Origin of the sequence: Micromonospora sp. NPDC048947 (genome assembly GCF_040649495.1) — a bacterium.
In the GTDB taxonomy this organism is placed as follows: Bacteria; Actinomycetota; Actinomycetes; order Mycobacteriales; family Micromonosporaceae; genus Micromonospora; species Micromonospora alfalfae.
Genome location: NZ_JBEZFO010000009.1, coordinates 251,992 through 265,111, shown reverse-complemented (window position 1 = coordinate 265,111; position 13,120 = coordinate 251,992). Strand labels below are relative to the sequence as shown.

Here is a 13,120-nt window from a genome sequence, read left to right as displayed (position 1 = left end):
TTCCCCGAGAGTTCTCGCCCACCAGGGCGAGGAACGCGTCCTCCAGGCGCCGCCGAGGCACCACCCGGTCCACTCCGATGCCGGCGCGCACCAGCTCCGCCACCACCTCGCTGCGGGCCGTGCCGTTGGTGTCGACCACCAGTTGGCCGTCGCTCTCCGGCAACACACGGACCCCGTGCAGCCGGTCCAGCACCGCCCGCGCCGCCACCGGGTCGGTGACGTCGAAGAGCACGCTCGGCGACTCGCCCACGATCTCCTCCACCGGCCCGGACGCCACGATCCGGCCCTTGTTCACCACCACCGCGTGCGTGCACGTCTGCTCCACCTCGGCCAGCAGGTGGCTGGAGACCAGCACCGCCCGGCCGTCGGTGGCGTACCGCTGGAGCACCCGGCGCATCTCGGCGATCTGTGGTGGGTCGAGCCCGTCGGTCGGCTCGTCCAACACCAGCAGTTCGGGAAGACCGAGCATGGCCTGGGCGATGGCGAGCCGCTGACGCATCCCGTGGCTGTAGTTCTTGATCCTCCGGTGCACCGAGTCACCCAACCCGGCGATCTCCAGCGCCGCGTCGAACTGTGCGTCCTCCCACGGCCGCCCGGTGGCCCGCCAGTACGCCTTCAGGTTGTCGAGACCCGACAGGTGCGGCAGGAAGCCCGGCCCCTCCACCAGCGCCCCGATCCGGGACAGCACCGGTGAGCCGGGCACCAGCCGACGACCGAAGACGTAGATCTCCCCGGCGGTCGGCTGGGTCAGCCCCATCAGCACCCGCAGGGTGGTGGTCTTGCCGGCGCCGTTCGGCCCGAGCAGACCCACCACCTGACCGGGGTGCACCTCGAAGTCCACGTTCGACACGGCGACGAAGCCGTCCGCGTACTCCTTGCGCAGAGCGCGCACGGCCAGCGGTGTGTCCGCGTACTCCGGATGCACCGACCGGTCCTGGCGGCGGTGCCGGCGGCGGACCAGAGCGACGACCACGACGAGCCCGATCACGATGGCGGCGAGCAGGCCGGCGAGCACCCAGCGCCAGATCGTGGCCGCGGTGGGGATGGGCTCACCGCTGACGGTGGGCAGGCTGACCGCACCGTCCGCCGCCACCGTGTAGACGGTCGGCGTGGCCGGTGTGGTGTACGCCTGGTCGGAGGTGGCCACCACCAGTCGCAGCCGGTGCCCGGCCTCCACCCGGCGGACGATCCCGGGCAGCGTCACGGTGACCGGGCGGGCGTCCTGCACCTGCTGCGGAAGGCCGGTGAGTCGGATCGGGGCGACCAGGCCGTTCGGCAGGGTGGCCGCCCCGTCCGGGTCGACGTCGTAGAGCTTGACGAAGAGCACCGCCTCGCCGGTCGGCGACGCTGCCCGCACCGTGACGGTGGGCGAACCGGCCACGTCCACGGCCTCGGTCAGCGGGGTGGACTCGAACTGGGCGTGCTGGCCGGGTACGTCACCGGCCACGCCGTCCAGCAGCGAGGCGAGCCCGCCCGCGAACGGGATGGAGGAGATGGCGGCCGGGTTGCCGTTCGGCGGGTTCGCGATCGGCTGTGCCGGGCCGGCGACAGTCACCTCCCGGCGGGCGTTGCCGGCCAGGCCCGGGTAGTCGGCGCGGCGGAACCCGGTGGCGACGAGGCCCCGGTCGAGGGCGTCGAAGCCGGCGATCCGCGACCAGGTGAAGTCGTCTCCTGGGGCGTCGCCCTCGCCCTTCACGTAGTGGTCCAGCCACTGGACGGTCAGGAACTTCACCCGGTCGGAGTCCGACCGGGGTCCGCTGCCACCGTCGTGCCCGCCGGTGAACCAGGCGACCCGTACCGGGGTGCCGGTGGCGGCGATGCCCTTGGCGTTGGCGTCCGCCTCACCGAGCGGGAAGAGGGTGTCCGCCTCGCCCTGCACCAGCAGGGTGGGTGCCTTGATCCGGTCCAGCACGCCGGCCGGGCTGGAGCGGCGCAGCAGGTCCACGGCGGCCTGATCGGCCTGGCCGGTGGTGGCGATCCGCAGGTAGGCGGCGCACACGTCGGCGGCGAACCGACCGCAGGACGGGTCGGCGGCACCGGCCGGGGCGCCACCGGGACCGGTGCCGGGGCCGGCGCCCGGCCCGGGGCTGGGCGGGCCGGCCGACGCCGGTGCGCCCTGTGGCTGGGCGGCGGTCGCGCCGGAGAGCCCAGCCGGGCCGGAGCCCACGTTTCCGCCACCGCCGAAGAAGAGGCCGGCCCAGCCCTTCTTGAACACGCCCTCGGTCGGCGCTGCGCCGGTGCTCTCCGGCAGGAACGCGCGGGACAGGTCGTTCCAAGTGATCATGGGTACGATCGCGTCGACCCGACGGTCCTGGGCGGCCAACAGCAGGGCCAACCCACCGCCGTACGAGCCGCCGACCACACCGACCTTCGGGTCGCCGGCCGCGTCGGTGCGTACCTCCGGCCGCGCGGCCAGCCAGTCCAGCAGGCGCTCAGCGTCGCGTACCTCGTAGTCCGGGTTGTCCAGGTGGATCTCACCGCCGCTGCGACCGAAACCCCGCGCCGTCCAGGTGAGCACCGCGTAGCCGCGCCCGGCGAACTCCTCCGCGTCGGAGCGCACCGATTCCTTCGTGCCGCCGAACCCGTGCGCCAGCAGCACCGCCGGCACCTTCCGATCGGACGAGGCGTCGTCCGGCAGGTAAAGGGTGGTGTCCAGGTCCACCGGTTGGTCACCGGACGGTCCGGAGCGGACGGTGAGCATCGCGCTCTCGGTGCGTACGCCCGGTCCCTGTGGCCACACCGCCCAGGTCACGGCGGCGGCCAGCAGCACGACGACCACCGCGGTGGTGATCGCCCGGCGGCGGGTGGGCAGGGCACGCCGGAACCACGCGGCCGGCGACGGCGATGTCATGCGGCACACGGTACGGCCCGCAGCCTGAGCGTTGGCTGAGATCCGCCGTACGTCCGTCCGGTTGCTCCGATCGGTGCGCGGTGGGGTGCGAGCGCGCACCGTCCGACGCGGCACAGCGAGTTGAGTTCGGATCCCGTGAATTCCGATCTTCCGCGGATATCCACATCGATCCCTCCATGTCACACCCACAGCGGACACAGAGCGTGGCGGTAACGCGGACAAATGGTGACATGGCTCGAAGTGACGCGAACCTGACTCGCCGAGTGAGGTCTGACCAGGCGGGGGTTCGATTAGTTTTCCGGTCCGGTGCACGGGACTTGTCGGCCAGCCCGACGCCGCGCCGATCAGCGCCCCACGCCGGAGGAGACACACATGACAACCCCCGCGCCGCGGGCCCGTCGACGGCCGTCCACGCTGGGCCGGCTGCTGCCCCTGCTGCTCATCGGAGCACTGCTGGCACCCTTGGGCCTGCTCGTCACGTCGAACTGGCGGCAGGTCACCGACGACCGGGACCTCGCCGCCCGGGAACGGCTCGGCGTGCAGTACCTCACCGCGCTGGCGGCGGTCACCGACGCCCTCGTGGAGGCCCAGTCCAACGCGGTCAACGGTCGCCCTGTCGCCCGGGACGCGTTGAACGGGGCGGTCGAGAAGGTCGCCGCTGTGGACGCCCGCATCGGCGGGGAGTTGCTCAGCCAGGAACGTTGGGCCGGCGTACGCGCCAAGCTGGAGGCGCTGCGCGGCCGCAGCGCCACCGACCCCGAGGCCGCCTACACCGCGTACGGCGAGGTCTCCGACCTGCTGCTGGCCCTGCACCGGAAGGTCCGGGAGAGTTCCGGGCTGGTCCGTGACCCCGAGGCCGACTCGTTCTTCCTCCAGGACAGCGCCGGCCAGGAACTGCCCGAGGCCGTGGTTGGCGCCGGTCGGCTGGCCGACCTGGCCACGCTCGTCTCCCGCCGGCCGGCCGCCGAGCAGCCGCGCGGCCTGCTGGAGCTGACCGGTCTGCGGGTTTCCGCCCTGGCCCCCGCCGCGGACCTCGTCGACAACCTGCGTTCGGCCGTGGACGGCTCGGAGAGCACCGACCTCGGCGCGAACGTGCTGACCCCGCTGGACACCTACCAGCGTTCGGTGGAGGCGCTCGCCGGGTACTCCCTGCCGGACAAGGAGACCGGCGTGGTCGACCCGGGCCAGTTGAGTGCCGCCGCGGTCAGCTCGCAGCGCTCCGCCCGCCAACTTCAGCCGGTCATCCTCACCGAACTGGACTCCCTGCTGGCCGAGCGCATCGATCGGCTCGACGGGGACCGCTGGCTGACCGCCGGGGCGGGTGTCGTCGCCGTCCTGCTGCTGAGCTGGCTCGCCGCGTTGCTGGTCGCCGCCGGTCGCCGGGCACGACGGCGGGCCGCTCTGGCCGCGACCCACGCGGAGAGTCCCGACACCCCGCCGCTGCGCGATCCGTGGCAACCGCCGGCCGACGAGCCGCGTGCGCTGCAACCGGTCGGCGCGGCCCAGGACCCGGAGATTGCACAGTGGGGGGCATTCGATGCTGCTCGGTAGGCTCCGGATCCGCGGCAAGCTCGCGCTGCTCGTGGTGATTCCGCTGCTCAGCATGGTCGGCCTGGCCGTGCCGGTGATGCTCGACCGGGTCGCCGCGGCACAGCGGGCCGGCGACACCGCCGAACGGGTCCGGCTCGCCAGCCGGGTCGGCAGCCTCGTTCAGGACCTCCAGCAGGAACGCATCCTCTCCGTCGGTTTCCTGCTCGGCCGGGTCGAACGCAGTGAGCTGGTCCGTAAGTCCGCGGACGTGGACGATCGGGTGGCCGACCTGCGGGCGGCGCGGAGTGACGCGCTGACCGACCAGGTCGACGACGCCCTCGACGGCGTGTCCAGCCTCGTCGAGCTGCGCACGGCCGTCCTGGCCCGGGCCGCCAGCCCGGGTCAGGTCATGGACGCGTTCGGCCCGGTCAACAAGGGGATCATCGAGTCGCTGCGGCTGGTGGTCGGGGTGGACACCGACACGTTGCCGGGCCGTCAGGTGCTCGCCCTCGACGGGCTGCTCCGCTCCGACGAGGGCCTGGGCACCTGCGCCACCCTGAGCCTGCTGGTAAAGGCGATCGGCACCCCGGACACCACCGCCGGGTACGTGGCGTGCATCGCCGCGCTCATGGTCGACAACTCGCGCTTCCGTAGCCTGATCACGCCCGAGCAGCTCAAGGTGGCCCAGCTCAACGACGCCGCCGTGGCCGCGCGTACCAGCCCCGACTTCCTGGTCAGGAGCGCCCGGGATCCGGCCGCCGCGGTCCGCAACGTGCCGATGGAGGCGCTCTTCCCAGCCGTCCGCACGATGATCCGGCTCGGTCAGTTCGTCGAGAAGAAACTTGTCGCCGACGTGCTCGCCGAGGTGACCGCCGAGCAGCGGCGCGCGCTGACCGCCGCGTACCTGGTCGGTGCCGCTGCGGCGTTGATCCTGACGCTGGTGGTGCTGCTCAGCGTGGCGGTGGCACGGACGGTGGCTCGACCGCTGACCCGACTCACCCGCTCGGCCGACCGGGTCGCCCGGGTCGCCGAGGCGGAGCTGGTCCGGGTCACCGACGACGAGGCGGAGAGACCTCAAGCGGTCCGGTTGGAGCCGGTGGACGTCCGCGCCAACGACGAGATCGGCGATCTGGCGCGGGCCTTCGACCGGGTGCAGAACACCGCTGCGCAACTGGTCGAGCGGCAGGTCGCCGGCCGACGCAACGTGGCGCAGATGTTCGGCCACGTCGGACGGCGTACGCAGAACCTGGTGGGTCGGCAGATCGCGCTCATCGACCGGCTGGAGCAGCAGGAGGCCGACCCGGGCCGCCTGGAGCACCTGTACCGGCTCGACCACATCTCCAGCCGGTTGCGGCGCAACGCCGGCAGCCTCGTGGTGCTCTCCGGCTCGGCCGGCGCCGACGCGCACACGGCGCCGGTGCCGCTGGCCGACGTGGTCCGGTTGGCGCTCGGCGAGATCGAGGACTACACCCGGGTGGAGGTGCAGGTTCCGGTCGGCGTCTCGGCCGCCCCGGCGGTGGTCGGTGACCTCGTCCTGGCGCTGGCCGAGCTGATGGAGAACGCCACAGTCTTCTCCCCGCCGCACACCCGGGTGCTGGTGGCCGCCGAGACGTCCGGCCTCGGGGCACGTCTCACAGTGGTGGACCACGGCATCGGCATGAGCGAGCAACGCCTGGCTGCGGAGAACGCCCGGCTCACCCGCCGGGAACGGCTCGACCTGGCCCCGACCGAGGTGCTCGGTCTCTTCGTGGTGGGCCGGTTGGCCCGTCGACACGGCTGGCAGGTCGCCCTGGCCGCCACCGGCGGCGGAGGGGTCACCGCGCAGCTGGAGATCCCGTCGACGTCGCTGGTGCTGCGCCGCGCCGACCGCGCCGGGGCCACAGTGGCCCGCGCCGCGGTGCCGGATCGGGACCGGCGTACGACGGCGACGCCCAGCCCCGAGCTCGAAGCGCGGCCCAGCGCGGTGGCCGTCGCCGCGCCGGCCCGCTTCGACTCGGACCTGCTGAGCCGGGCCACCCTCAGCCTGGACGCCGGCCCGTCCTGGAACGCGTTCGGTCGGGGCCAGCCGGAGCAGGCCGCTCCCGAACCCCAGAGCCCGGAACCGGTGGGCAAGCCGGGCGGGCCACGGGTGCGGCAGCGGGTGCCCGGGGCGACGCTGCACGCCGCCGCCCCGACAACCCGGCCGGTGGACGCCACCGGCGCGGACCCCGCTGCCGCCCGCGCGCTGGTCGAGGCATTCCAAGCCGGTGTACGCCGCGCCGAGCTGCACGTGGCACCGGGCCTCGACGGCGCGTCGACACGGACGGCCAGCGACCCGTCGGCCGGCGCCGGGGCGGCCGTGGTGGACTTGGGCACGACCGTCGACCTGCCCAGCACCCCGGGAGGCGCCGGCCCCACGGTGCCGCGTGGTGGTGGCTCGACCGATGCCGCACCGGAGCGACCCAGGTTGAGCCGACGGGTGCCGGGAGCGAACCTCACCGCCATCCCGGCCTGCCAACCGCCCAGCACCGACCTCGGTGACCCGGCCGAGGTACGCGACCTCATCAGCGAGTTCGAGGCGGGCGTCGCCCGCGCTCTCCGCGAAGTCAGCCCCGACCACCGGAACGAAGAAGGATCATCACGGTGACCAGCCCCTTCCTGCACGACAATGTCGACCAGAGTCAGCCCGGCGCCAATGGGGACCTCAGCCCGGAGGCCCGTACGTTCAACTGGCTGCTGGACTCCTTCACGTCCAGCACCGCCGGGGTCCTGGAGGCGATCGCGGTCTCCTCGGACGGCCTGCTGATGGCCATGTCGGCGATCAAGGACCGATCCAACGCGGAGCGGTTGGCCGCCGTCGTGTCCGGGATGACCAGCCTCGCCGGTGGGGCCGCCAGTTGGTACGCCCTCGGCGGCCTGAACCGGGTGATCGTCGACATGGCCGACGGTTACCTGCTGATCAGCGCGATCAGCAGCGGTTCCGTGCTCGGGGTGGTCGCCGACCGTTCGGCGAACCTGGGCACCGTCGCGTACGAGATGACGCTCTTCGCCGGGCGGGCCGGTGGCGCCCTGACCCCGCGACTGATCGTCGAGTTGAAGAACGCCGTTCAGCAGTGACCCCCGACGTCGCCGGCGAGGATCCGGACCCGGACCCGAGGGTTCGGATCCGGCCGTACCTGCGCACGTCACCCCCGTCCGGGGTGGGCCCGGCGGCGACACCGGCGCTGCCCGAGCCGGAGCCGGACGGGGACCGGCCGGCCGGTCCCCGTCCGTTCGTGCTCACCTCCGGGCGGGTTGCGGGTGCCGACCCGGCAATCGGGCTGGAGACCCAGGTGACAGCCCGCATGGACAGCGGCTGGTGGGCCGGCCCACCCGGCGCCCTGCTGGCACCGGAACTTCAGACGATCATCGCGCTCTGCGTCGAGCCGATCTCGGTGGCCGAGATCTCGGCCCGCGCCCGACTGCACTTCGGCGTGACGCGGGTCCTGGTCGGCGATCTACGCGCCGCCGGGCACCTGGACGTGCACGTGACCGACACCGACGACGCTGTCGACCCCGATCTCATCCTGCGAGTGATTGATGGACTCCGTGCGATCTCCTGAATGGCCGGTCGCCCCGCTCGGCGGGGTCGCCGCGAACAGCGCCGCCGCCCGTTACGGCATGTCCCCGGGCACCGGGCCGATAGTCGGGCGGGCCGGCCCACCGCCGACCGCGCCGCCCCCGTACCGGCCCTCGTCCGATGCCGGCTCGATGCCTTCGTCCGGTAAGCCGGCCGCACCGCCGATCCCGGTCAAGATTCTGGTGGCGGGTGGGTTCGGGGTGGGCAAGACGACCACCGTTGGTGCGATCTCCGAGATCGCGCCCCTGACCACCGAGGCCGAGATGACCACCGCCGGGATCGGCGTGGACGACCCGGGTGCCCGGTCCACCAAGACCACCACCACGGTGGCGATGGATTTCGGCTGCGTGACGATCGACCGCAGCCTGAAGCTCTACCTGTTCGGCACGCCGGGGCAGACCCGGTTCGGCTTCATGTGGGACGACCTGGCCCGGGGAGCGCTCGGTGCGCTGGTGGTGGTGGACAGCGCCCGGCTGGACGACTGCTTCCCGGCCATCGACTTCTTCGAGCGGGCCGGGCTGCCGTTCGTCGTCGGAGTCAACGCGTTCGACGGGCGACTGGCCCTGGAGCTCGCCGAGATCCGTTGGGCGCTGGCGATCGGTGATCATGTACCTCTGGTGCAGTTCGATGCCCGCGACCGGCTCTCGGTGCGGGACGCACTACTTGTCGTCCTGGACCGCGCGCTGGACCGCGCTACCCGGGACAGGAGGGCCTGAGCCGACCAGCTCCGGCCGTGGCGGGAAGAGGTGATCTGGTGAGGGGCGACCTGGACGAGACGCTGGCCCGGCTGGCCCGACGTGAGGAGGCGTCGCGCCGTCGGGCCGCCGACCGTGACGACACCACCGCACCGTCGAGCCCGCCCGGCCTCGGCGGCGACACCCGCAACGCCCGGTCGGGCCGGCACGCGGGGGTGGAGACGCCGAGCGAGGTGGCCGGTTGGGGCCCGGTCGAGGAGGTGGCCGAGGTGGTCCGCCAGGTCGTCGGGGCCTACCCCGGGCTGGCGGTGACCGTGCAGGTGGAGCACGCCGGGCGGACGTACCCGATGCGGGTCTCCTGGGACGGGCCTGCCGTCACGGTCGGGCCGGTTCCCCCGCCGACGCCTGTGGAACCCCCGCCGGCCTGGCCGCTCTCCGGTCGGACGGTGCCCGCCTGGGCACCCGGTCCGGACGGGTTGACGCCGGACCCGGCGGCCCGGTTGGCCGAGCTGATCCGAAGCGACCCGACGCTGTTGGACGAGCTCGATCCGCGGCGCTGACCGGCACGGCTGGCTGCCGGCGGCTACGGTCGGGCAGTGGCGCAACCCGACCTGACCTTGACGGCGAGCCTGCGGCCGGCGGCGCTGGACGCCCGACGGGGCATCGTGCGCCTGCACCCGGAGGCGCTGACAGCGCTGGGGCTGCGCCCCGGCGACCCGGTCCGCCTCGTCGGCCGCCGGGAGACGGCCGGGATCGCGGCGGCGGCCGGGCCGGGCGCGAGCAGCGCCCTGCTGTACGCCGACGACCTGACGTTGGGCAACCTGGGTCTGCGCGACGGCGGTCAGGTGCGGGTGAGCCCGGTGCCGTTGGTGTCGGCGGGCAGGGTCGTCCTGGCCGGGCCGGTGGGGGTCGTCGCGGCGGTCAGCCCGGAGATGCTCCGGCTCGCCCTGCTGGGCAAGGTGCTCACCGCGGGCGACGACGTGTCGCTGCTGCCGCAGGACGTGCTGCCGGACGCCTCGGTCCGCAGCCTGGTCGAGGCGGCGCGACACAGCCTCGCCAACACCGTCGGTTTCGCCTGGACCAGCACGCTGCTCAAAGTTGTCACCGTCGAGCCGGCGGCCGGCGCGCTGGTCACCATGGGCACTTCGGTCGCCTGGGAGCACGGTGCGACGACCCACGGCGGGCCCGCCCCGGTCGGCGCCGCGTCGACACGGCCGGGTACGAGCGCCGACGCCGTTGCGGCGGAGGACGCGCCCGACGTGGACGAGCTGCCCGGGCTGCGGGCCCAGGCCGAGGAGTTGACCGAGCTGCTGGACCTCGGCTTCCACCACCGGGAGGTGCTGGGTCGACTCGGCACCACGATCTCGTTGGGGGTGTTGCTCGTCGGCCCGGCGGGATCCGGGAAGTCGGCGCTGGTCCGGGCCGTGGCCGCCCGGGTCGGTGCCCGTGTTCAGCCGCTCTGGGCGCCGGAGGTGGCCGCGTTGGCCAGTCAGGCCGCCGCCGAGCGGTTGCGCGTCGCGGCAGCGGCGGCCCGGGCCGAAGGCCCTGCCGTACTGCTGTTCACCGACGTCGAGGCGCTCGCACCCGCTGACGATCCCGGTCCGGTGGCGACGGTGTTCCGTCAGGTGCTCGCGGAGAGCATCCGCGCCGGAGTCGCAGTGGTCTGCACCACCGGCCGACCGGAGGCGGTAGACCCCGTACTGCGCGCGCCCGACCTGCTGTCGCTGCGGATCAGCGTCCCACTCCCGGATCAGGCGCTGCGCCGCGAACAGCTCACCGTGCTGACCCGGCAGGTGCCGCTGGCCGACGACGTCCGGCTGGACGAAGTGGCCGCGCGTACCCCCGGGTTCGTCGCGGCGGACCTGGCCGCACTGGTCCGGGAGGCCGGGGTACGCGCGGCGCTGCGGCAGAAGTCCGCCGAGACGCCGACGGTGTCGATGGCCGACTTCACCGCCGCCCGGGAGGTGGTCCGGCCCACCACGATGGCGGCGTCGACACTGGATCTGGCCTCGGTGACCCTGGACGACGTGGGTGGCCTGGACGAGGTCAAACAGACGCTCACCGAGTCGGTGCTGTGGCCGCTGACCTACCCGGACACCTTCGCCCGGCTCGGCGTGCAGCCGCCGCGCGGCGTGCTGCTCTACGGGCCGCCGGGCTGCGGCAAGACCTACCTGGTCACCGCGCTGGCCGGGTCGGGGCGGGCCAACGTGCTGTCGGTGAAGGGCGCGGAGCTGCTCTCCAAGTGGGTCGGTGAGAGCGAACGCGCGGTCCGCGAGTTGTTCCGTCGGGCCCGGGAGGCGGCCCCTACCCTGATCTTCCTGGACGAGGTGGACGCGCTCGCGCCGGTCCGCGGCCAGGCCACCGACGGTGGCACCACGGATCGGGTGGTCGCCGCCCTGCTCACCGAGCTGGACGGTGTGGAGACGCTGCGCAACGTGGTGGTGGTCGGCGCGACGAACCGGCCGGACCTGATCGACCCCGCGCTGCTGCGGCCGGGCCGGTTGGAGCGGCTTGTCTACGTGCCACCGCCGGACGGGGCCGCCCGCGCGGAGATCCTGCGGGCCGCGTCCCGACAGGTGCCGTTGGCGCCTGACGTCGATCTGTCCGCCCTCGGCGACGAGCTGACCGGCTTCTCCGCCGCGGAGTGCGCCGCGCTGGTCCGCGAGGCGGCGCTGGCCGCCATGCGGGAGTCGCTCGCCGCCGCCACTGTCACCGCCGAGCACGTGTCGGCCGCACGGGCCCGGGTACGACCGTCGCTGGACCCGGCCCAGGTCGCCTGGCTGTCCGCGTACGCCGCCAACCGGGAGTGATCACACCAGCACAACCTTTCGTCGCGGCCAGGGCGTTCCTAGTACGTCACATTCCTCAGTGGAGTCATCCACTGCGACGTCAGGTGGTGTTCCTTGCGTAAGCGGCTCTCACTCCTCCTCGTCCCCCTGCTGGCGGCGGCGACACTGGTCTCGGTCGGCGCACCTGCGACGGCTCATCCAGCGAAGCCCTTCCCCACCCGGATCGCGCTGCCGAACGGGTTCACCCCGGAAGGGTTGACGATCGGTCGGGGCACCACTGTGTTCGTGAGTTCCATCCTGGATGGCGCGGTGTGGCGCGGCGACTTACGCACCGGCCACGGCTCGGTGCTGATCCCCGGCACACCGGGCACCGACAAGGCGGGCATCAAGCTCGACCCGCGCGGCCGGCTCTGGACCGCCGACTTCTCCGGCGGCGGCGCGAGCGTGTACGACGCCGACACCGGTGCCAAGCTTGCCCACTACCAGTTCACCGATGTGCCGGGCAGCTACGTCAACGACCTGGTGATCACCCAACGGGCGGTCTACTTCACGGATTCCGCACGCCAGGTGCTCTACGTGGTGCCCCTCGGCCCAGGTGGCCGACTTCCGGCCCCCACCGCCGTCCGGGTGCTGCAACTCAGCGGTCCGGCCGCCACCCCCGACGTCTACCACAATGGGATCGTGGCGCTGCCGGACGGCGATCTGCTGGTCGCGCAGATGCTGTCCGGCCAGTTGGTGCGCGTCGACCCCCGTACCGGCGGGAGCCGACTCGTCGACCTCGGTGGCTACTCGGTGGAGCGCGCCGACGGGCTGGTGCTGCGCGGTCACACCCTCTACGTGATCCGGAACCTGACCAACGTCGTCGCAGTGGTCCGGATGAACGCCGGCTACACAGCCGGCGTGGTGCAGCGGGAGATCACCGGACCGCAGCTGCGGTCGCCGGCCACCGGCGACCTGCTCGGCTCCGCGTTGTACGTGGTGAACGGCCGGTTCGACGTGGAGCCCACGCCGAGCACCGACTACGACATCGTTCGGCTGCCGGCCTGACCCAGGCGGTCGGCGGCGATCCCTGTGGTCGCCGCCGACCGCGCCGGCCAGCTCAGAAGGCGGGCGGCGTCGAATCGAGGCAGATCTCGGCGCGTACCTTGCCGTCGTCCTCGCGCAGTTTCGCGCCACACTTCTGCAGGACCGCCACAGCGCCGATGTTGTCCGGGGTCGTCTCGGCCACCACTGCCCGCATGCCCGCCCGAGCGGCGGCGTTCAGCAGTTCCCGTAGGGCGGCCGCGCCGATTCCCTGCCCGCGCGCCGACCGTCCGAGCCACATCCCGGTCTCCACAGTCCGCGGCTCGTCACAGCGTGTCATCCGGACCATGCCCATCACCTCGCCGCCGACGAGGATGGCGTACATCTGCGAACCGGTCGGACCGTCCAGCCCGCCGAAGCTTGCCCGGTGGAATTCGCGGAACGCCTCGCGGCGGGCGAGCGACCAGCCGGCGGGTGCCTCGACCGGGGGCATCACATCACCCGGCTCCGCCTCCGCAGCCGCTACGGAGAGCAACGGCTCCAGGTTCCGTTCGTCCACCGGCTCCAGCCGGACCGCACCCGCCACGTGCCGCAGTCTGCCGCCCTCATCGGCCGAAGTCCACCCCATTGGCCA

At 73.1% G+C, this 13,120-nt stretch carries 10 protein-coding genes; 8 read left to right on the top strand and 2 right to left on the bottom strand.

What is annotated here, in order from left to right; translation table 11 throughout:
* The coding region (locus AB0B98_RS16000; protein WP_357363300.1) for an alpha/beta fold hydrolase at nucleotides 1–2,851 on the bottom strand (2,851 nt) is incomplete at its 3' end.
* 372 nt (nucleotides 2,852–3,223) lie between these two features.
* Between AB0B98_RS16000 and AB0B98_RS15995 the strand changes: the two genes are divergently transcribed.
* The 8 genes from AB0B98_RS15995 to AB0B98_RS15960 all read left to right on the top strand — a co-directional run bounded on the left by AB0B98_RS15995 (nucleotide 3,224) and on the right by AB0B98_RS15960 (nucleotide 12,510).
* Nucleotides 3,224–4,402, top strand: coding sequence for a hypothetical protein (locus AB0B98_RS15995; RefSeq protein ID WP_357363299.1), 1,179 nt, complete (start codon nucleotides 3,224–3,226; stop codon nucleotides 4,400–4,402).
* Nucleotides 4,389–7,007 carry a nitrate- and nitrite sensing domain-containing protein gene (locus tag AB0B98_RS15990; protein WP_357363297.1) on the top strand — a complete coding sequence of 873 codons (2,619 nt, stop codon included), beginning with the start codon at nucleotides 4,389–4,391 and terminating at the stop codon, nucleotides 7,005–7,007. The genes AB0B98_RS15995 and AB0B98_RS15990 overlap by 14 nt, the downstream gene beginning before the upstream one ends.
* Nucleotides 7,004–7,477, top strand: a complete 474-nt coding sequence (locus AB0B98_RS15985; protein ID WP_238667027.1) for a roadblock/LC7 domain-containing protein — start codon at nucleotides 7,004–7,006, stop codon at nucleotides 7,475–7,477. Before AB0B98_RS15990 ends, AB0B98_RS15985 begins: the two co-directional genes overlap by 4 nt.
* Nucleotides 7,474–7,962, top strand: a complete 489-nt coding sequence (locus AB0B98_RS15980) for a DUF742 domain-containing protein (protein ID WP_357363295.1) — start codon at nucleotides 7,474–7,476, stop codon at nucleotides 7,960–7,962. Before AB0B98_RS15985 ends, AB0B98_RS15980 begins: the two co-directional genes overlap by 4 nt.
* On the top strand, nucleotides 7,940–8,695 hold the full coding sequence (locus tag AB0B98_RS15975; RefSeq protein WP_357363293.1) for an ATP/GTP-binding protein: 756 nt from the start codon (nucleotides 7,940–7,942) through the stop codon (nucleotides 8,693–8,695). The genes AB0B98_RS15980 and AB0B98_RS15975 overlap by 23 nt, the downstream gene beginning before the upstream one ends.
* A 38-nt stretch (nucleotides 8,696–8,733) precedes the next feature.
* On the top strand, nucleotides 8,734–9,234 hold the full coding sequence (locus AB0B98_RS15970) for a hypothetical protein (RefSeq protein WP_238667030.1): 501 nt from the start codon (nucleotides 8,734–8,736) through the stop codon (nucleotides 9,232–9,234).
* 36 nt (nucleotides 9,235–9,270) lie between these two features.
* On the top strand, nucleotides 9,271–11,484 hold the full coding sequence (locus AB0B98_RS15965; protein WP_357363291.1) for an AAA family ATPase: 2,214 nt from the start codon (nucleotides 9,271–9,273) through the stop codon (nucleotides 11,482–11,484).
* A 93-nt stretch (nucleotides 11,485–11,577) separates the two neighbouring features.
* Nucleotides 11,578–12,510, top strand: a complete 933-nt coding sequence (locus AB0B98_RS15960) for a superoxide dismutase (RefSeq protein ID WP_357363289.1) — start codon at nucleotides 11,578–11,580, stop codon at nucleotides 12,508–12,510.
* A gap of 52 nt (nucleotides 12,511–12,562) precedes the next feature.
* Here AB0B98_RS15960 and AB0B98_RS15955 read toward each other — a convergent pair whose 3' ends face one another.
* On the bottom strand, nucleotides 12,563–13,072 hold the full coding sequence (locus AB0B98_RS15955) for a GNAT family N-acetyltransferase (protein ID WP_238667033.1): 510 nt from the start codon (nucleotides 13,070–13,072) through the stop codon (nucleotides 12,563–12,565).
* Between the last annotated feature and the right edge of the window lie 48 nt (nucleotides 13,073–13,120).